The organism is Terrabacter sp. NPDC000476 (assembly GCF_040300125.1).
Taxonomy (GTDB): Bacteria; Actinomycetota; Actinomycetes; order Actinomycetales; family Dermatophilaceae; genus Terrabacter.
The window spans coordinates 212,437-231,865 of sequence record NZ_JBEPDF010000004.1 but is presented as its reverse complement, the minus strand read 5'-3'; the positions used below and the strand labels follow the sequence as shown (position 1 = coordinate 231,865).

Sequence of the window (19,429 nt, the reverse complement as noted above, 5' to 3'; positions counted from 1 at the left end):
CGGTCAGCGCCCGTCGAGCAGGTCGCTGAACGCGTCCTCGTTGCGCTCCGCGTGGCGCACGTAGTACCAGCCGAGACCGATGATCTCCGAGAAGGCGACGACCGTCAGCAGCAGCCACGGCAGCGGGACCCCGACGACGTCGAGCCGGCCGATCTCGGGCACGAGGTGGAGCAGCAGCGGCAGCAGGCCCAGGGTGAGGCCGAGCACGACGAGCACGACGAGGGCGAGGCGCAGCTGGCTGCGCATGAGCGAGGAGATGTAGACCTCGCCGAGGCGGGTCTGCTCGTCGATCTCCGACGCGATCGAGACGGGCCGGGTGCTCGCGGCCGACGCGCGCGGGCTCGTCACCCGCACCCGCGCCCGGGCGCCCTCGCGCGTGCCCTCACGGGTGCCGTCGCGCGTGCCCTCGCGCGGGCCGTCGTCGGTGCCCTGGCTCACGACCCGGCCCGTCCGAGCGGCTGGGCGCGGCGCACGAGCAGGTCGCGCAGGGCACGGGTGTGCCGCCGGCTGACGACGAGCTCGTGCCCGCCGACGACGACGGTCGTGCGGGCGCCCTCGGTGCGCCACTCGGTGATGTGGCCGAGCGCGACGAGCGAGGACCGGTGGATGCGCACGAAGCCGGCCTCGCGCCACTGGTCGGCGAGGGTCGTGAGCGGCACCCGCACGAGGTGGCTCTCGGTGGCGGTGTGCAGCCGCGCGTAGTCACCCTGGGCCTCGACGAAGAGCACGTCCGAGCGGGCCACGAGTCGGCTCACCCCGGCGAGCTCGACGACGATGCTCTCGTCGGCCGGCCCGGTGGCCTCGCCCGCGGACTCCCGACCGTGGATCTGGCGCACGACGCGACGCACGGCCTGGTCGAGCCGCTCGTCGCGGACCGGCTTGAGCACGTAGTCGACGACGTTGAGCTCGAACGCGTCGACGGCGTGCTCCTCGTGCGCCGTGACGAAGACGACGGGCGGCTGGGCGCTGAAGCGCGAGAGCACCCGCGCGAGGTCGAGCCCGCTGAGGCCCGGCATCTGCACGTCCATGAAGATCGCGTCGACGGCCTCCTCGTGCAGCACCCGCAGCGCCGCCTCGCCCGACCCCGCCGGCACGACCTGACCGACGCACTCGTGGCGCCCCAGCATCCACACCAGCTCGTCGAGCGCGGGGGCCTCGTCGTCGACGGCGAGCACGCGCAGGGCCGGCGCCGGGGCGGCCGGCTCCCCCGGCTCGACGCCGTGGGGCTGCCCGCTCACACGTGCACCCCCGGTCGGAACTTGGGCAGCCGCACGACGACCTTCGTGCCGGCGCCGGGCGCGGTCTCGACGACGAGGCCGTGGTCGTCGCCGAAGGCCGCGCGCAGCCGCTCGTCGACGTTCGCGAGCCCCACCGAGTCGCTGCCGGGGTCGCCCGCGAGCACGCGGCGCACCCGCTCGGGGTCCTCACCCACGCCGTTGTCCTCGATGGTGACGACGCACTCGTGGTCGGCGTCCTGCGCGAGGATGCTGATCTCGCCGTCGCCCGCGCGCCCCTCGAGGCCGTGGCGCACCGCGTTCTCGACGAGGGGCTGGAGGCAGAGGAACGGCACGACGACCGGCAGCACCTCCGGGGCCACCCGCAGGGTCACCGTCAGTCGGTCGCCGAAGCGCGCCTTCTCGATGACGAGGTAGGCCTCGATGGAGCGCAGCTCCTCGGCGAGCGTCGTGAACTCGCCGTGCCGGCGGAAGGAGTAGCGGGTGAACTCCGCGAGGTCGAGGAGCAGCTCGCGCGCCCGCTCCGGGTCGGTGCGGGTGAACGAGGCGATGGCGGTCAGCGAGTTGTAGATGAAGTGCGGGCTGATCTGCGCGCGCAGGGCGCGCACCTCGGCCACCATGAGCCGGGTGCGCGAGGCGTCGAGCTCGGCGAGCTCGAGCTGGCCCGAGACCCATCGGGCCACCTCGTTCGTCGCGCGGACGAGGCCGGCCGAGGCCTGGCCGGTGAAGACCTGCAGCGTGCCGACGACCTTCTCGTCGACGTCGAGCGGCGCGACGATGGCCTGCCGCACGACGCACGACGCCTCGTCGCACGCGACGTCGGGGCCGTCGACGACGGTCGTGCGCCCGTGCGCGAGGGTGCCGGCCGAGATGACGGCCGGCTGGCCCGCGTGGTGCGACCGCCCACCGTCCCAGGCGAGCAACCCGCTCGTGTCGGTCATCGCGACCGCCGGCGCCCCGAGGAGCGCCCGCAGGTGCTTGAGCGAGCGCTCGGCGGCGGTCGGCGTCAGCCCCATGCGCAGCGGGGGCGAGGCGAGCAGCGCCGTGTGGAGGGTGCGGTACGTGGCCCGGTCGGCCTGCGTCCCCAGCTGTCCCCGGCGCAGCATCGCGCCCCACGAGCTCATGGCGACACTGTATGCGGTCCGCCCCGCCGGGTGCCCCCCGTCAGGACGTCCCGTCGAGGGGTCCGGTCGAGGGGTCCCGCCGCGCGTCGGGCGGGGGTCCCCGGTCAGGCGTCGTCGTCGGCGGGCACGTGCCAGAGGCCGGCGCGGCGCTCCGCCTCGAGCTCCTCCTGCGTGGCCGCGCGCGCCGCGTAGCGGTCGCGCTGGGCCTCGCGCTTCTCGTCCCGCGTCGGGCGCGAGGACTCCGAGAGGCGCAGGTCGGTGCCGCGCGAGCCGAGCAGCTCGGCGCCGGCCTGCAGGGTCGGCTCCCAGTCGAAGACGACGGCGTCGTCGGTGGCACCGATGACGACGGTGTCGCCCGCCACGGCGCCGACCTTGTAGAGCTCCTCCTCGACCCCGAGCCGGCCGAGCCGGTCGGCGAGGTAGCCCACGGCCTCGTCGTTGCTGAAGTCGGTCTGGCGCACCCAGCGCACCGGCCGGTCGCCGGTGACGCGGAAGAAGACGCCGTCGGGGCCCTCCTCGCGGGTGACCGAGAAGCCCTTGTCGTCGACCGACCGCGGCCGCAGCACGACGCGCTTCGGCGTGGCCGCCTCGGCCTCGATCTCGGCGCGGGCGGCGTCGACGTGGCGGGCCATGGCGAAGCTCAGCTCGCGCAGCCCCTGGTGGGCGACGGCGGAGACGATGAAGACCTCGATGCCGCGCGCCTCGAGGTCGGGCTTGACCATCTCGGCCAGCTCGCGCGCCTCGGGCACGTCGGCCTTGTTGAGCACGACGATGCGGGTGCGCTCCGCGAGCGGTCGCCCGCCGAGCGAGGAGTCCGGCACGTAGAGGGAGAGCTCGTTCTCGATGACGTCGAGGTCGGTCATCGGGTCGCGGCCCGGCTCGAGGGTGGCGCAGTCGATGACGTGCACGAGCACCGAGCAGCGCTCGACGTGCCGCAGGAACTCGAGCCCGAGGCCCTTGCCCTCGTGGGCGCCCGGGATGAGCCCGGGCACGTCGGCGACGGTGAACCGGCTCGAGCCGGCCGTGACGACCCCGAGGTTGGGCACGAGCGTCGTGAAGGGGTAGTCGGCGATCTTCGGCTTGGCGGCCGAGAGCACCGAGACGAGCGAGGACTTGCCGGCGCTCGGGAAGCCGATGAGGGCGACGTCGGCGAGCGACTTGAGCTCGAGCACGACCTCGACGTCCTCGCCGGGCTCGCCCAGCAGGGCGAAGCCGGGGGCCTTGCGGCGCGAGCTCGCCAGGGCCTTGTTGCCGAGGCCGCCGCGGCCGCCGGCCGCGATGACGTGCTCGGTGCCCATGCCGACGAGGTCGACGATGATGGCGCCGCTGCCGTCCTTGACGACGGTCCCCTCCGGCACCGCCAGCACGAGGTCGTCGCCGTCGGCACCGTTGCGCTCGTCGCCGGCGCCCGGGGCACCGTTGCCGGCCTTGCGGTGCGGGTGCCGGTGGTACTCGAGCAGCGTCGTCGACTGCGGGTCGACCCGGAGGATGACCGAGCCGCCCCGGCCGCCGTTGCCGCCGTCGGGGCCGCCGAGCGGCTTGAACTTCTCACGCTTGACGGAGGCCACTCCGTGGCCACCCGCACCGGCGCTGAGATGCAGCACCACGCGGTCGACGAAGGTCACTGCCATGGGGGTCACTCTTCCAGATCAAAGGGGGCGGACGGCATCCGTCGGCGGACGGACGCCTCTCACCGGGAAAGCCGGAAGGGCGGGCCGCGCGGGCCCGCCCTTCCGGAACACACTCAGTGCGTGATCGAGGCGATCACTCAGCGGCAGCCGGCTCCGGCTGCTCGATGTTGACGGTCTTGCGGCCGCGCTTGGTGCCGAACTTGACGGCGCCCGCGACGAGGGCGAACAGCGTGTCGTCGCCACCGCGACCGACGCCCTCACCCGGGTGGAAGTGCGTGCCGCGCTGGCGGACGAGGATCTCGCCCGCGTTGACCTTCTGGCCACCGAAGCGCTTGACGCCGAGGAACTGTGCGTTCGAGTCGCGACCGTTGCGGGTCGAGGACGCACCCTTCTTGTGTGCCATGTCAGTTGTCTCCTTGAGAGTTCTGTGCCGAGCCGGTCAGGCGTCGATCACGCGGTGATGTCAGTGATCTTGACCTGGGTCAGCGGCTGACGGTGGCCCTGACGCTTGCGGTAGCCGGTCTTGTTCTTGTACTTCATGATGACGATCTTGGGGCCCTTGGCGGCCTTGACGACCTCGGCCTTGACCGACACCTTGGACAGCTTGTCGGCGTCGGACGTGACGGTGGTGCCGTCCACGAGGAGCAGCGGCGTGAGCTCGATGGCATCGCCGGGCTGACCCGTCACCTTGTCGACGAGCAGGACATCGCCCACCGACACCTTCTCCTGGCGACCGCCAGCGCGAACAATCGCGTACACAGTGAAACTCACTCTCTCATCAGGGTTCGGTGTCGCCGCTTTCGGTACCGGCCCGTCAACACGGGCCCGGTGGGCGCACCAAGGGTCAAGATTACCGGCTGGGAGCTCCCAGCTCCAAACCGAGGTCAGGCGCCGTCGCCGGCACCGCCCTCGGCGTTCCCGCGCGGGGGGCCGGCCGGGGCGACGACCCGACCCCGACGGCGCCGTCCGCGCGTGGCGGGGCCCGTCGACTGGGCCGTCTCGGCCGTCGGTGCCGGGGCTACGGGTTCCTCGGCCGCCGCGGGTGCCTCGGCTGCGGCAGGGGCCTCGGCCGGCTGGGGCTCGTGCTCCTCGGCCGGGGCCGCGTCGACGACGTCGGACTCGAGCTCGACGTGGCTGCCGCCCTCGGTCGCCTGGGCGTGCGCCCCGGTGTCGTCCGCGGGGGCCGGCGCGTCGGCGCCCGACCACGGGCCGTCGTCGTCGGGGAACGCGTGCGGACGACCGTCGTCCTGCTGCGGGTGCTGCCGGCCGTCCTGCTGCGCCTGCACCTCGGCCACGGCCTCCGCGGCGGCCTCGCCGACCGGCTGGCCTAACGCGCTCTTGAGCGCGGCGGCGTGGGCGGCCGCCGCGATCTGGGCGGCGGTCGGACCGGAGTGGCGCGCCTCCTGCTGCGTGGACGAGGACGCCGCTCCCCCGCCGTTGCCCGAGCCGTTGCCCGAGCCGTTGCCGCTGCCGCCGTTGCCGCTGCCGCCGTTGCCGGTCGCGGGGCCCGACTGGCCCCGGCCCCGACGCCGCGCGTTGCCCTCGGGCTGGTTCTGCTCGTGGGCGTGGGCGCCCTTGTCGACCGGCGCGGTGTGGATGATGAAGCCGCGCCCGTTGCAGTGCTCGCACGTCTCGGAGAAGACCTCGATGAGGCCCGACCCGACGCGCTTGCGGGTCATCTGCACGAGGCCGAGCGAGGTGACCTCGGCGACCTGGTGCTTCGTGCGGTCGCGGCCGAGGCACTCGAGCAGGCGGCGCACGACGAGCTCGCGGTTGCTCTCGAGCACCATGTCGATGAAGTCGATGACGATGATGCCGCCGATGTCGCGCAGCCGCAGCTGCCGAACGATCTCCTCGGCCGCCTCGATGTTGTTCTTGGTGACCGTCTCCTCGAGGTTGCCACCCGACCCGACGAACTTGCCGGTGTTGACGTCGACGACCGTCATCGCCTCGGTGCGGTCGATGACGAGCGAGCCGCCGCTCGGCAGCCAGACCTTGCGGTCCATCGCCTTGGCCAGCTGCTCGTCGACGCGGTGGTGCACGAAGAGGTCCTCGTCCGAGGTCCACTTGGTGACGCGGTCGGCGAGGTCGGGGGCCACCGACGAGATGTACGGGTGGATCTCGTCCCAGGCCTGCTCGCCGGCGACGACGAGCTGCTTGAAGTCCTCGTTGAACACGTCGCGGATGACGCGGACGGTGAGGTCGGGCTCGCCGTGCAGCAGCAGCGGGGCCTGCCCGCCCGTCACGGAGCCGGCGCCGCCGTTCTTCTTCTTGCCCTTGCTCTTGCCGGCCCGGGGCGTCGACGAGGCCTCGGCCTGGGACTGGATCTCCTCCCACGTCCGCGTGAGGCGCTCGACGTCGGCGCGCAGCTCCTCCTCGCTCGCCCCCTCCGCGGCGGTGCGCACGATGACGCCCGCCGAGTCCGGCACGACGTCGCGCAGGATCTTCTTGAGGCGCGCGCGCTCGGTGTCGGGCAGCTTGCGGCTGATGCCGGTCATCGAGCTGTTCGGCACGTAGACGAGGTAACGGCCGGGCAGCGAGATCTGCGAGGTGAGGCGCGCTCCCTTGTGGCCGATCGGGTCCTTCGTCACCTGCACGAGCACGGTCTGGCCCGAGCTCAGCGCGTTCTCGATGCGCTTGGGCTGGTTCGACTCGAGCCCGGCGGCGTCCCAGTTGACCTCGCCGGCGTAGAGCACGGCGTTGCGGCCCTTGCCGATGTCGACGAAGGCGGCCTCCATCGAGGGCAGGACGTTCTGCACGCGACCGAGGTAGATGTTGCCGGCCATCGAGACGTTGGTCGCCTGGTCGATGTAGTGCTCGACGAGCACGCCGTCCTCGAGCACCCCCATCTGGGTGCGCCCGTCCTTGTTGCGCACGACCATGACGCGGTCGACGGCCTCGCGGCGGGCGAGGAACTCGGCCTCGGTAATGATGGTGCGGCGCCGTCCGGCCTCGCGGCCCTCGCGGCGGCGCTGCTTCTTGGCCTCCAGGCGGGTGGAGCCGCGCACGGCCACCGGCTCGTCGCTCTGCGCGCGGGGCTGCCGCACGCGCGTCGAGACGTTGGGGCTCTCCTCGCCCGAGTCGCTGCTCGACCCGGCGCGACGGCGCCGACGGCGTCGGCGGCTCGAGCCGCCCTCGTCGTCCGAGTCGGTCGACTCGTCGTGGTCGTCGCGCTCGTTCGCGTCGGAGGCGTCCTTGCCGTCCCGGGCGTCACCCGCACCGCGGGCGTCCCGTCCGGCGTCCGAGGACCCGCCCTGCTCGTCGCCGCCTGCAGCGCTCGAGCCGCCCGAGCTGCCGGAGCCGCGGCGGGAGCGGCGCCGTCCGCCGGTCTCAGTGGACTCGGCGGTCTCGGCCGCCTCGGCGGCGTCGTCCTGGGTCTCGTCGTCGCCGCGTCCGCGACGGCCCTTGCCACCACGGCGCCGGCGCGAGCGGCGCGGGGCGGTCTCCTCGTCGCTTCCGGTGCGCGCGTCGCGGCCCGTGTCGGCGTCCTCGACGTCCTCGTCGACCCCGAGGTCGTCGCGGTCGTCCTCGTCGTCGGCGGGCACGGCAGCGGGCGGGGGCGGACCCTCGGCCGAGGCGGCGCGCCGACGGCGCGTCGGGGTGGCCTGGCTCGCGTCGGGTGCCTGGAAGAGCACGCTGAAGCTCGGCACGACCTCGGCCGCGGCCTCGTCGGTGCCGTCGGTCTCGTCGCCCTCCTCGTCCTCGGCGTCGGTGGCATCGGGGGCGTCGGGGGCGTCGGGGGCGTCGGGGGCGTCGGGGGCGTCGGGGGCGTCGGGACGGGCCGCCTCGGGGGTGCCCGCGGAGGCGACCGCCTCGTCGAGGGCGAGGGCCGTGTGGTCGATCAGGGCCGGGTCGGTGCCGGCGGGCGTGGCCTCGTCGGCGCCGTCACCGGTGGCGTGCACCTCGGCGACGAGCTCCTCGAGCGCCTCGGCCGCGCGGGCGGCCGTCTTGGAGCGAGAGGCGCGCTTGGTCGTGCCGGCCGCGCGCGGCGCCTTCGCGGCCTTCGTCGCGCGCGGTGCCCGGGCGGCCTTGGCGGCCGTCTTGGCGGCCTTCGCGGGCTCGTCGTCGGTGCTGGTGTCGGCGCTGGCGTCGGTGCCGGCCTCGGTGCTGGCGTCGGCGGGCGCAGCGGGTGCCTCGACCGGGGCGGCGTCGGTCGCGGGCGCCTCGGCCGGTGCCGCGGTCGCCTTCTTGCGGGTGGCGCGCTTGCGGACGGCCTTCTTGACCGGCGCGCTCTCGGCGTCCGGTGCGGCGGGGGCGTCCGGCTCGGCGGGTGCAGCGGGCTCGGTGGAAGCAGCGGGAACGCTGGGCTCCGCCGGAGCGCTGGGCTCAGGCGTCGCGGCCGCGGTCGTGACCCGCCGCGAGGCGCGCCTGCGGGGCGCGGGTGCCGCGGGTGCCTCGGCCTCGGGGGCCTGGGCGAACAGGGTCTCGTCGCCGGTGGAGGGGGTGTCGTTGGGTGCCATCAGGCAGTCTCCCGTCAGGTGCGGTGCGACCCACACGCGGCCGGGGCCGTCGGCACCGCACGAGTGCGGTTGCAGTCGTCGCGCCGCGTGTGCGACGGACGGAAGTCGTCTCGCTACACCCGGAAACGGTTCGCGCTGGGCGCGGCCCCGTGACCGGCTGCCGGCGACCTCTGGTCGGCAACCGGTTCGCCGTCATGACCTGGTGGGTCATTCCAGCGGGTCGGTCACCCTCGCGGATGCGGTGTCGAGCGGTCCCTGCGCCAGACGCGTCACCAGTGGCGGACGCGGAGGCTGCAGGTCGGCGGTCTCACGCAGCGCGGTCAGAATGTCGTCGGGGCGTACAGCAGGTGTGGTGTGCCGTACGACCATGCGCAGTATCGCACAGTCACCCTCGATCACGTGAGACGTGACCGTGTCGGCGAGCGCGTCGGCCGGCCCCAGCACCCGCGCCATGACGATCGCACCGCGCACGTCGAAGGTGCGCGGGCCCGACTTCGTCATCCGCGTCACCTCGGCGCGCTCGAGCGCCAGCAGGCCCTCGACGGCCGCGCGCAGGACCTCGAGCGGCACCCCGGCGAACTCGAGCACCCAGTCGCTCGCCTCGAGCCGGTCGGCGAGCGCCCCGGGGGCGGCCTCGACGACCTCGACGACGTCGATGCCCCGGGGCAGCGCCTCGTCGAGCGCCACCCGCACCGACTCGGGGTCGACGCGCTGGGTCACGGAGATCTCGACGTACTCGGCCTCGCTGCCGGTGCCCGTGGCGGCCGCGTTCGCGTAGCTGATCTTCGGGTGCGGGTGGAAGCCGGCGGAGAACGCCATCGGCACGTCGGCGCGCCGCAGGGCCCGCTCGAGCGCGCGCTGGAAGTCACGGCTCGAGGTGAACCGCAGCCGCCCCCGCTTCGTGTAGCGGATCCGGAGCTTCTGGACCGCGGGGTCCGGTGCCGGACCCTCGGGGACGCGCTGACGTGCCTGACGAGCCATGCCCGAAGGCTACCGGCGCCGTCAGAGGTCGGCGGAGAAGCCCCGCTCGGCGTCCGCGCGGCGCTGCCGCTCGCGGGCCTCCTCCTCGTCGAGCCGGGTCGCCTCGGCGAGGGTCGGAGCGGTGCCGCCGAGCCGGGCCGGCAGGTACTTGAGGTCGGGGCCGGTGAGCGGCTCGTAGGCGGCCTGCGCGGTGTCGAGCAGGTCGGCCATGACGGCCTTGTAGCGAGCCGTCACCTCCTCGGGGTCGGCATCGGCCGGCGCGGGCACGGGTTCACCCACGGTGATGAGGATCGGCACGTTCGTGCGGCCGAGGCGACGCGGCAGCCCCTTGGACCAGACCCGCTGGCTGCCCCAGATGACGACGGGCAGGATCGGCACGCCCGCCTCCGCCGCCATCCGCGCGGCGCCGGTCTTGAACTCCTTGAGCTCGAACGAGCGCGAGATCGTCGCCTCGGGGAACACCCCGACGATCTCGCCACCGCGCAGCGCGTCGAGGGCTGCGGCATACGAGCTCGCGCCGGCGGTGCGGTCGACGGGGATGTGGTGCATGCCGCGCATGAGCGGCCCGCTCACGGGGTGCGAGAAGACGCCGTCCTTGGCCATGAAGCGCACGAGGCGGCCCGAGCCCTGCGCGGCGAGCCCCGCGTAGGCGAAGTCGAAGTAGCCGGTGTGGTTGACCGTCATGACGGCTCCCCCGCTGCGCGGCACGTTGTCCTCGCCGAGGATGGTGAACTTCAGCCCCTGCATCGCGAACACCCCGCGGGCGAAACCGATGACGGACGAGTAGACGGGCTCCATGGGGGACACTCTGCCCTGCGTCGCTACGCTTCGGCACGCCGATGCGCCGAACGGGCGCGCCGACCGACGGGGGACGACCGTGAGCACCATCGCCGCAGTGACCGACGCCACGGCCGCCGTGCCGGCCCTCGTCGATCGCGACACCCTCGTCGGGGCTTCGGTGCTCGGCCTCGTGCCGGTCGCGCTCGCCGCCCTCGTGGTGCTCGTCAAGTGGTGGCGCGGGCGCGACGAGGTCTTCGTCGACGTGACGCCGGGCCTGCTGCCGACCGATCCCGCCCGCGCCCCGCGGCGCCGGGTGCGCGGCGGCCAGTGGTCGGGCACCGTGGCCCCGGCCTTCGCACCGCCGGGGGCGCCCCGACCGGGTGAGGCACGCGCGGGCGTCGTGCGACCGGGCGTCGTCGGCACGGTCGTCGACGGCGTCGCCGACCCGCACGACGTCAGCGCGACCCTGCTCGACCTCGCCGTGCGCGGCTGGTTCCGCATCGTCGACGTGCGCGAGCGTGAGGACGAGCGGCCGCGGGACTGGGAGCTGCGCCGCAGCCCCAGCCCGCCGGACGAGACACCCTCCTCCTTCGAGCGGCTGCTCCTCGACCGGCTCTTCGAGGGCCGCGACCACGTGCGGCTCTCGCAGCTGCGCGGCTCCTTCGCCCTCACCATGCGCGAGGCCCAGATCGGGCTCTACCGCGAGGTCGTCGACCGCGGCTGGTACGCCCGCCACCCCCGGGCGCGCAACGGGCGCACCCGCGCGGCGGGGCTCGCGCTGCTCGTGCCGCTCACGCTCGCCGCCGCCGTCGTCGTCGTGGCCGCGTTCCTCGACGCGCACGACTGGTCGCTGACACCGGTCCTCGTCGGCCTCGTCGTCGCGCTCGTCGTGCTGGCCCGCTGGGGCGGCGCGCGCACGCCACGCACCGCGGAGGGAACCGCGGTGCGCATCCAGGCGCTGGGCTTCCGCGAGTACCTCGCGACGGCCGAGGCTGACCGGCTGAGGTTCGAGGAGAAGCGCGCCCTGCTCACCGGCTACCTGCCGTATGCCGTCGCGTTCGGTCTCACGGCCCACTTCGCCGACCTGCTGCGCGACCTCGCGAAGGAGAGCCACTGGGTCGACTACGTCGACGGCCTCGACTGGTACGACTTCGGCGGCTCGGGACCCGACGGCTCCGACCTGTCGCTCGGGGACGCGCTCGGGGACGCGCTCGGCGACCTCGGCGAGCTCACGTGGATGACGGACGCCGGCGACCTGCTCGACGGCGTCGACGGATTCACCGACGCCGCCGACTCGCTCTTCTCGTGGGACGGGCTCCCCGGGTGCGGCGACGGTTGCGACGGCTGCGACCTGCCCGGCTGCGACTTCTGAGCGCGACGACACACGGGCGGCGGGCGCCGGGGAAAGGCGGTCGAGGGCACCCCGACGGCCATGGAAGGATTGCCCGCATGACTGACGCACCTGACGCCACCACCTCGCGGATCCCCGAGCGGCCCTCGCTCGACGGCCTCGAGGAGAAGTGGATGCAGGTATGGGCCGACGAGGGCACCTACGCCTTCGACCGCGAGCGCGCCCTGTCGCTCCCCCGCGACCAGGTCTTCGCCATCGACACGCCGCCGCCGACCGCGAGCGGCAGCCTGCACGTCGGGCACGTCTTCAGCTACACGCACACCGACTGCATGGCGCGCTACAAGCGCATGCGGGGGCTCGAGGTCTTCTACCCCATCGGCTGGGACGACAACGGCCTGCCGACCGAGCGGCGGGTGCAGAACTACTACGGCGTGCGCGGCGACGCGAGCCTGCCCTACGAGGAGGGCTTCACGCCGCCGTTCGAGGAGGGCGTCGACGCCAAGGGCAAGGCCATCAAGGCCGCCGACCAGCGCCCGATCAGCCGCAAGAACTTCATCGAGCTGTGCGACGTGCTGACGGTCAAGGACGAGGTGACCTTCGAGTCGCTCTTCCGCCGCCTCGGCTTCAGCCTCGACTGGGACATCAGCTACCGCACCATCGACGAGCGCTCGCGCGCCGTCGCCCAGCAGGCCTTCCTGCGCAACCTCGAGCGCGGCGAGGCCTACCAGAGCGAGGCCCCGGGCCTCTGGGACGTGACGTTCCAGACCGCCGTGGCGCAGGCCGAGCTCGAGGCGCGCGACTACCCCGGCGCCTACCACCGCGTCGCCTTCCACCGTCCCGACGGCACGCCCGTGCACATCGAGACGACGCGCCCCGAGCTCATCCCGTCGGTCGTCGCGCTCATCGCGCACCCCGACGACGAGCGCTACCAGGGCCTCTTCGGCACGACCGTCACCTCGCCCCTCTTCGGCGTCGAGGTGCCGGTGCTCGCGCACCGCGCGGCCGAGATGGACAAGGGCGCCGGCATCGCCATGTGCTGCACCTTCGGCGACCTCACCGACGTTTTGTGGTGGCGCGAGCTGCAGCTGCCGATCCGCTCGCTCATCACCCGCAACGGGCGCCTGCAGGCCGAGACGCCCGAGTGGCTCGTCGGCGGCCCCGGCGAGGAGCTGTATGCCGGCTCGCTCGCCACCAAGACGACGTTCAGCGCGCGCGAGGCCGTCGTCGCGGCGCTGCGCGAGTCGGGTGACCTCGACGGCGAGCCGCAGAAGACCCAGCGCAAGGCGAACTTCTACGAGAAGGGCGACAAGCCGCTCGAGATCGTCACGTCGCGGCAGTGGTACATCCGCAACGGCGGCCGTGAGGAGGCCCTGCGCGGCAAGCTCGTCGGCATGGGTGACGAGGTGGACTTCCACCCCGCCTTCATGCGCTCGCGCTACAAGAACTGGGTCGAGGGCCTCAACGGTGACTGGCTCATCTCGCGCCAGCGCTTCTTCGGCGTGCCCTTCCCGGTGTGGTACCCCGTCACGGCCGACGGCGAGACCGACCACGCGCACCCGATCGTCGCCCCGGAGTCGGCGCTGCCGGTTGACCCGCAGATCGACGTGCCGGAGGGCTACGAGGAGGGCCAGCGCGGCGTGCCGGGCGGCTTCGTCGCCGACCCCGACATCATGGACACGTGGGCGACCTCGTCGCTCACCCCGCAGATCGCGGCCGGCTGGCCGGTGCGCGAGGGCGCGGCCGACGGCGCGAGCCGGCTCGGCTCCGACGAGGCCCTCTTCGGCTCGATCTTCCCCTACGACCTGCGGCCGCAGGGGCACGACATCATCCGGACGTGGCTCTTCGCCACGGTGACGCGCTCCTTCCTCGAGCACGGGGTCGCGCCGTGGCGCCACGCCGCGATCAGCGGCTGGATCCTCGACCCCGACCGCAAGAAGATGAGCAAGAGCAAGGGCAACGCCGAGACGCCCGAGGACGTCGTCAAGGCCAACGGCGCCGACGCCGTGCGCTACTGGGCCGCGTCCGGTCGCCTCGGCACCGACGCCGCCTACGACACCGGCCAGATGAAGGTCGGCCGGCGCCTCGCGATCAAGGTGCTCAACGCGAGCAAGTTCGCGCTCGGCTTCGGTGACGTCTCCGGCGACCTGCGCGCGGCGGTCACGAATCCCCTCGACCTGTCGATGCTCTCGGCGCTCGCCGTCGTCGTCGACAAGGCCACGCAGGGCTTCGAGAGCTGGGACTACACGCGCTCGCTCGAGGTGACCGAGTCGTTCTTCTGGACCTTCTGCGACGACTACCTCGAGCTCGTCAAGGACCGTGCCTACGGCGGCCAGGGCGACGAGGCCGCCGCGAGCGCCCGCGCTGCGCTGCGCCTCGCGCTCGAGACGCTGCTGCGCCTGCTGGCGCCGTTCCTGCCCTACGCGACGGCCGAGGTGTGGTCGTGGTTCGGCGAGGGCTCCGTGCACCGCCAGGCGTGGCCGACCCGCGACGAGCTGCCGACCGGTGGCGACGCCGCGCTGCTCGCCTCGGTGGGCGCCGCGCTCGCCGGCGTGCGCAAGGTCAAGTCCGAGGCGAAGGTCGGCATGCGCGCCGAGGTGCGCACCATGACCCTCGTCGCGCCGGCCGCGTCCGTGGCGCACGTGCGCGCCGCCGAGGCCGACCTGCGCGCCACGGGTCGCATCAGCGAGCTGACGTATGCCGAGGGCGAGGCCGTCGAGGTGCGTGACGCCGAGCTCGTGCCCGTCGAGAAGACACCTCCGCCGGCCTGAACGGTCCGCGGGCGGCGGCGCTGGCATAGGGTTCCCGCATGTCGAGACGGGGGGTGCTGGCCGCGGTCCTCGGGGGTGTCGTCGTCATGGCCGCCCTCGTCGTGGCCGCGCTCGGCAAGCCCCTGCCCCTGCTCTCCCGGCCGGCGCAGAGCGAGAGCGTGACCCGGCTGCCGACCCTCTCGACGAGCACGGTGGAGTCGACGCCGTCGTCGCCGTCGACATCGGCCGCGGCGACGCCGCTGGAGCCATCGCCGTTCCTCGTCGTGCTCGTACAGCTCGTGCTCGCCTTCACGGTCATCGTCCTGCTCGTCATGGTCGTGCAGCTGCTCCGCTCGCTGCTGCGCAAGCCGCACGTCACGAAGCACGAGGAGCCCGACTTCGCGATCCCCCTCGTGCCGACCGAGCTGCTCGAGACCGCCCGGTCGCGGCTGCTCGACCTCGAGACGGGCGAGCCGCGCAACGCCATCGTCGCCGCGTGGCTCGGCCTAGAGTCGTCGGCGTCCGCCACCGGCCTGCCCCGGCTGCCCGCCGAGACCTCGAGCGAGTACACCGCGCGGGTGCTCGGCGTCTGGCCCGTCGACGCCGAGCGGCTCGCCGACCTCGCCGCGCTCTTCCGTGAGGCCCGGTTCTCGGTGCACCCCCTCGGAGAGCCCGAGCGCCGCCGTGCCGTCGGCGACCTGCGGGTGCTCGTCGACGGCCTCGAGCGCGTGGCCGCGCAGCAGGCCGCCCGGCGGGCAGCGCAGGAGCCCACAGGATCGAGCGGGTCGAACGGGTCGAACGGGTCGAACGACCGGGGGACGCGGCCGTGACCGGCGTGCCCGAGGACCCGCGCGTGCGGCCCCTGCCCCGCGGTGCGCGCGAGCGCCCGCCGGGCCGCCTCGCCGCTGCCGCGGCGCTGCTGCGGCCCTGGCGGCGCCGGCTCGTCTGGCTGCTGCTCACGTGGGTCGCCCTCTCGCTCCTCACCGCCGGGCTGGGCCTGCGCCCCGACGTGCCCGTGCTCCTCGCGATCCTCGTCTCGGTCGCCGGCCTGGTCTGGCACCTCGTCGACCACACCGCGCCGCAGCACCTGACGACCTGGCCCCTCGTCGACGGCGACCCGGCCGGCCGGGCCCGCGGCAGCGACTTCCGCGTGACCAACCTCGCCGGCCGCATCGAGGCCGCGAACACCCGCGGCGAGGGCCGTGAGGCCCTCGTGCACGACCTGCACGTGCAGCTGCAGGTGCTCGTCCGCGAGCGCCTCTACGCCCGGCACGGCATCGTGGCCGAGGAGGAGCCCCGCTGGGCGCAGGGCGTGACGCCGCCCGAGCTGTGGGACCTTCTCGTCGGGCTGCCGCCGCCCGACCTCTACACGCCCCGGCGTCTCGACCCCATCCTCCGACGAATCGAGCAGTGGTAGCGCATGACCGAGATGAACCTGACCCGCGTGGGCGAGCTCGCCGGCGCCGTCCTCGACGAGGTCGACCGCGCCGTCGTCGGCAAGCGGGAGGCGCTGCGCCTCGTCCTCTCCGGCATCCTCGCTGGCGGCCACGTGCTCATGGAGGACTTCCCCGGGCTCGGCAAGACGCTCGCGGCCCGCAGCTTCGCGCAGGCGCTCGGCCTCGACTTCAAGCGCGCGCAGTTCACCCCCGACCTGCTGCCGGGCGACATCACGGGGTCGTTCATCTACGACCAGCGCTCCGCGGACTTCGAGTTCCGGCCCGGGCCGCTCTTCGCCGGGCTGCTGCTCGCCGACGAGATCAACCGCACCCCGCCCAAGACGCAGTCGGCCCTGCTCGAGGCCATGCAGGAGAAGCAGGTCACGGTCGAGGGCCGCACCTTCCCGCTCCCCCGCCCCTTCCACGTGCTCGCGACCGCGAACCCCGTCGAGTACGAGGGCACCTACCCGCTGCCGGAGGCGCAGCTCGACCGCTTCCTCATGCGCATCTCGTTCGGCTACCCCACGCTCGACGAGGAGTGGCAGATCCTCGCCAACCGCATGACGCGCCAGCGCGAGGAGCAGGAGCTCGACCCCGTCGTCGACGCCGAGCAGCTGCTCGCGATGCAGGCCGCCGTCGAGGCGACCGTCGTCGACGAGTCCGTCGGCCGCTACTGCGTGGCGCTCGCCGCGGCGACACGCACCCACGGCGACGTGCTGATGGGCGCCTCACCGCGTGGCGCGCTCGGCCTGCTGCTCTGCTCGCGGGCGTATGCCGTGGTCGACGGCCGCGACTACGTCACGCCCGAGGACGTCAAGGCGGTCGCGGTACCCGTGCTGGCCCACCGGATCACGGTCAAGCCGGAGCTGTGGATGAGCAACGCGTCCGGGTCGGGCGTCGTTGAGAGCCTGCTGCGCACGGTGACCGCGCCCTCGGCCCGCGAGCACCTCGGCTCCGACCCGGCGGCGGGCTGACCGGCCGTGCAGACCTGGCACCCGCGCCGGACGGCCGAGCGACGTCTCGGCGCCTGGGAGTCCACGGCGGCGCACCAGCGCGCCATCGTGCTCGCCGCCGTGGGTGCCATCGCGGCCGTCCTCGGACGCCGCGCCGACCTGCTCGTCATCGTCGCCCCGCTCGCCGTCGCCGCGGCCTGGGGGCACCTCGCCCGGCCGCGCAGCGACGTCACGGCCACGGCCCGGCTCGGCGACACCACCCTGCGCGAGGGCGCCGTGACCGGTCTCGTCGTGCGCACCGAGCCGGCCGACGCCGACGTTCACGGTGTCGTGACGGTCGCCCGGTCGGCCTGGGTGGAACGCAAGCCCTCGAGCGGCATCGCGGAGCTCGAGGACGGCGTCGCCGTGCTCGGCCTGCGCTCGACCCGGTGGGGCCGCCGCCGCGTCGGGACGGTGAGCGTCGCCCTCGTCAGCACGTGGGGCGCCTTCCGCGTGGGGCCGGTCGACCTGCCCGACCTCGACGCGGCGACGCTGCCCGTGCCGGCCGCCTTCGACGCAAGCGCCCCCACGCCGCACCCGCGCGGCATCGTCGGGCTCAACCGCTCGAACCGGCCCGGGTCCGGGTCGGAGTTCAGCACGATCCGGGAGTTCCACCCGGGCGACCGGCTCCGCCGCATCCACTGGCCGGTCTCGATGCGCACCGGGCGGCTGCACGTCACCTCGACCTTCACCGACGAGGACGCCCACGTGTTCCTGCTCGTCGACTGCTTCAGCGACCTCGGTCCCCGCGAGGGCATCGACGGCCGACCGACGAGCCTCGACGTCACGGTGCGGGCGGCCGGGGCGCTCAGCGAGCACTTCCTGCGCAGCAACGACCGGCTGACCCTGCGGACGGTCGGCTCGGCCGAGGTGCCGACGCTCGGCACCGGCTCGGGCACCAACCACCTGCGCCGGGTGCTCGACACCCTCGCCGCCATCTCCCCCGCGACCGAGCGCCGCGACACCGGCGAACGCGCCGTCCGGGCCGTGGACGCGAACGCCCTCTGCCTCGTGCTCTCGCCGCTCGTCGAGCCCACCATGGTGACGCTCGCGCACACCCTCGCGGCGCGTGGGCGCACGGTCGTGGTCATCGACACCTTCCCGGAGCACCTCGCCCGCAACCCGGACAACCCCTACGAGGCCCTGGCCTGGCGGATGCGGCTGCTCTCGCGCGACGCCGAGGTGCACGGCCTGCGCCTGCGGGGCGTCCCGGTCGTGCCGTGGCGCGGCCCCGGCTCGCTCGACCAGGTGCTGCGTGACGTCGCCCGGCGCGCGGCCGCGCCCCGGATGGCGAGGCGGTGACCCGGTGACCGCGCCCGACGCCCCTGCTCCCCGCGAACCCTCCGACCCCGCCCTGCCGACCACCCACCCCGTGCGGCGCACGCTCCGCTTCGGCGCCGGACCGGAGTGGTCGCTCAGCCAGCTCGGTGCGGCCGCCGCGGGCATGGGCGGGGTGGCGCTCTTCCTCGCCGCCCTGTCGGTCGCGGCAGGCGGTTTCGACGCGGTCTGGTGGGCCCTCGTGCTGGTGCCCCTGCTCACGCTGTCGTGGGCCGGCTCCGCCGCACCGCTCGCCCTGTGGTCGCTGCTCCTGCTCGGCTGGTTCGTCCTGACGCCCGCGGGCAGCTTCTCGTGGTGGTCGCTGCCGGCCGCGCTCGGGGCGGTCAGCGCGCACGCCGCGGCCGCGCTGGCGGCGTCCTCGCCGCCGGCCGGCTCCTTCACGCAGCGCACCGTGCGCCGGTGGGTGCGTCACGCCGCCGTCGCGGCGGCGGCCGCGGTGCCCGTCGCCCTGCTCGCCGGGGCGCTGTCGGCCCGGCCGCTGGGACTCGTGCCCGCGGCATACGTCGTCGGGCTCGGCGGTGTCGCCGTCGGCCTGTGGCTGCTGCGCACCAGCCCACCCACCACGCCCGGCTGACCCCGCCGCCGACCCCACCGCCGACCGCGCCGGGAAAGCCGCTTGCCCCGGACGCCGCGACGACCTACCCTTCGATGAAACGAAACAGTTTCGTTTCATCGAGAGGAGGCCAGCATGGGTGGGAAGACCGGCACCGACGGCGCCGCCACACCCGAGCCCCTCCCCGCCAGCCGCCCGCGGGTGGCCGGTGACCGTGAGGTCGAGCTGCTCGAGAGCGCGATCGAGGTGCTCCGCGAGGTCGGCTACGACCGCCTCACCTTCGACGCCGTGGCCGCCTCGGCCCACGCGTCGAAGGCGACGCTCTACCGGCGTTGGCCGCACAAGCGCGACCTCGTCATCGACGCGGTCGGTCTGTTCATGGACTGTCCCGCCGAGCAGGACCCCGACACGGGCACCCTGCGCGGCGACCTCATCGCCCAGGCCTGCGCCCAGGGCGGACTCGACGACGACGACGTCGTCGACACGTGGAGCGCCCTGCTCCCCGTCATCCACCGCGAGCCGGAGCTGGCCCGCGGCATCCACGAGCGGTTCGTGGCCCCGAAGATCGAGGCCGCCCGCGTCATCTTCGACCACGCCCGCCAACGGGGCGAGCTGGGCGCCGACGCCGACGTCGACACCCTGCTGATGGTCCTACCGGCCCTGTCGATCCACGAGGCGCTGCTCTCGGGACGTCGACCCGGGCCCGAGCGCATCGCCGAGTTCGTGGACACCGTCGTCCTCCCGGCCTGTGCGGCCAGCCTCGTGCCGCGACCCGAGCACCGCTGAGCCGGACGGCACCAC

General features: G+C 74.1%; 17 protein-coding genes. 8 read left to right on the top strand and 9 right to left on the bottom strand.

Features of this window, described 5'->3' with window-relative positions; genetic code table 11:
• Window positions 1-3: 3 nt before the first annotated feature.
• From ABT295_RS19970 to ABT295_RS19930, 9 genes are all read right to left on the bottom strand, one after another.
• On the bottom strand, window positions 4-438 hold the full coding sequence (locus tag ABT295_RS19970) for a hypothetical protein (protein ID WP_352396154.1): 435 nt from the start codon (window positions 436-438) through the stop codon (window positions 4-6).
• Complete coding sequence (locus ABT295_RS19965; protein ID WP_352396153.1) at window positions 435-1,238, bottom strand: LytR/AlgR family response regulator transcription factor; 804 nt, start codon at window positions 1,236-1,238, stop codon at window positions 435-437. Before ABT295_RS19965 ends, ABT295_RS19970 begins: the two co-directional genes overlap by 4 nt.
• The gene (locus tag ABT295_RS19960; protein ID WP_352396152.1) at window positions 1,235-2,359 is read right to left on the bottom strand and encodes a sensor histidine kinase; all 1,125 of its coding nucleotides are present in this window, start codon (window positions 2,357-2,359) and stop codon (window positions 1,235-1,237) included. Before ABT295_RS19960 ends, ABT295_RS19965 begins: the two co-directional genes overlap by 4 nt.
• 104 nt (window positions 2,360-2,463) lie before the next feature.
• Complete coding sequence (obgE, locus tag ABT295_RS19955; RefSeq protein WP_352396151.1) at window positions 2,464-3,990, bottom strand: GTPase ObgE; 1,527 nt, start codon at window positions 3,988-3,990, stop codon at window positions 2,464-2,466.
• 133 nt (window positions 3,991-4,123) lie between these two features.
• Window positions 4,124-4,393 (bottom strand): 50S ribosomal protein L27, encoded by a 270-nt coding sequence (gene rpmA, locus ABT295_RS19950; protein ID WP_344254274.1) that lies wholly within the window; start codon window positions 4,391-4,393, stop codon window positions 4,124-4,126.
• A gap of 47 nt (window positions 4,394-4,440) precedes the next feature.
• Window positions 4,441-4,749, bottom strand: coding sequence for a 50S ribosomal protein L21 (rplU, locus tag ABT295_RS19945; protein WP_045190103.1), 309 nt, complete (start codon window positions 4,747-4,749; stop codon window positions 4,441-4,443).
• 125 nt (window positions 4,750-4,874) lie between these two features.
• Window positions 4,875-8,450 carry an Rne/Rng family ribonuclease gene (locus tag ABT295_RS19940; RefSeq protein WP_352396150.1) on the bottom strand — a complete coding sequence of 1,192 codons (3,576 nt, stop codon included), beginning with the start codon at window positions 8,448-8,450 and terminating at the stop codon, window positions 4,875-4,877.
• Between the two features lie 207 nt (window positions 8,451-8,657).
• Window positions 8,658-9,431: a TIGR03936 family radical SAM-associated protein gene (locus ABT295_RS19935; RefSeq protein ID WP_352396149.1), complete on the bottom strand. Its 774-nt coding sequence runs from the start codon at window positions 9,429-9,431 to the stop codon at window positions 8,658-8,660.
• 21 nt (window positions 9,432-9,452) lie between these two features.
• Entirely contained in the window at window positions 9,453-10,229 is a 777-nt protein-coding gene (locus ABT295_RS19930) for a lysophospholipid acyltransferase family protein (protein WP_352396148.1), read from the bottom strand.
• A gap of 97 nt (window positions 10,230-10,326) precedes the next feature.
• Here ABT295_RS19930 and ABT295_RS19925 point away from each other — a divergent pair, with 97 nt between their 5' ends.
• From ABT295_RS19925 to ABT295_RS19890, 8 genes are all read left to right on the top strand, one after another.
• Complete coding sequence (locus ABT295_RS19925; RefSeq protein ID WP_352396147.1) at window positions 10,327-11,583, top strand: DUF2207 family protein; 1,257 nt, start codon at window positions 10,327-10,329, stop codon at window positions 11,581-11,583.
• A 77-nt stretch (window positions 11,584-11,660) separates the two neighbouring features.
• A complete protein-coding gene (gene valS, locus ABT295_RS19920; protein ID WP_352396146.1) occupies window positions 11,661-14,330 on the top strand; it encodes a valine--tRNA ligase in 2,670 nt (889 codons plus the stop codon).
• Window positions 14,331-14,368: 38 nt separating this feature from the next.
• Entirely contained in the window at window positions 14,369-15,139 is a 771-nt protein-coding gene (locus tag ABT295_RS19915; protein WP_352396145.1) for a DUF4129 domain-containing protein, read from the top strand.
• Entirely contained in the window at window positions 15,136-15,726 is a 591-nt protein-coding gene (locus ABT295_RS19910) for a hypothetical protein (protein ID WP_352396144.1), read from the top strand. The genes ABT295_RS19915 and ABT295_RS19910 overlap by 4 nt, the downstream gene beginning before the upstream one ends.
• A gap of 3 nt (window positions 15,727-15,729) precedes the next feature.
• Entirely contained in the window at window positions 15,730-16,719 is a 990-nt protein-coding gene (locus tag ABT295_RS19905) for an AAA family ATPase (RefSeq protein WP_352396143.1), read from the top strand.
• Between the two features lie 6 nt (window positions 16,720-16,725).
• Window positions 16,726-18,039 carry a DUF58 domain-containing protein gene (locus ABT295_RS19900; RefSeq protein WP_352396142.1) on the top strand — a complete coding sequence of 438 codons (1,314 nt, stop codon included), beginning with the start codon at window positions 16,726-16,728 and terminating at the stop codon, window positions 18,037-18,039.
• Window positions 18,040-18,043: 4 nt separating this feature from the next.
• Entirely contained in the window at window positions 18,044-18,649 is a 606-nt protein-coding gene (locus tag ABT295_RS19895; protein ID WP_352396141.1) for a hypothetical protein, read from the top strand.
• 114 nt (window positions 18,650-18,763) lie between these two features.
• A complete protein-coding gene (locus ABT295_RS19890) occupies window positions 18,764-19,414 on the top strand; it encodes a TetR/AcrR family transcriptional regulator (protein WP_352396140.1) in 651 nt (216 codons plus the stop codon).
• The last annotated feature ends 15 nt before the right edge of the window (window positions 19,415-19,429 follow it).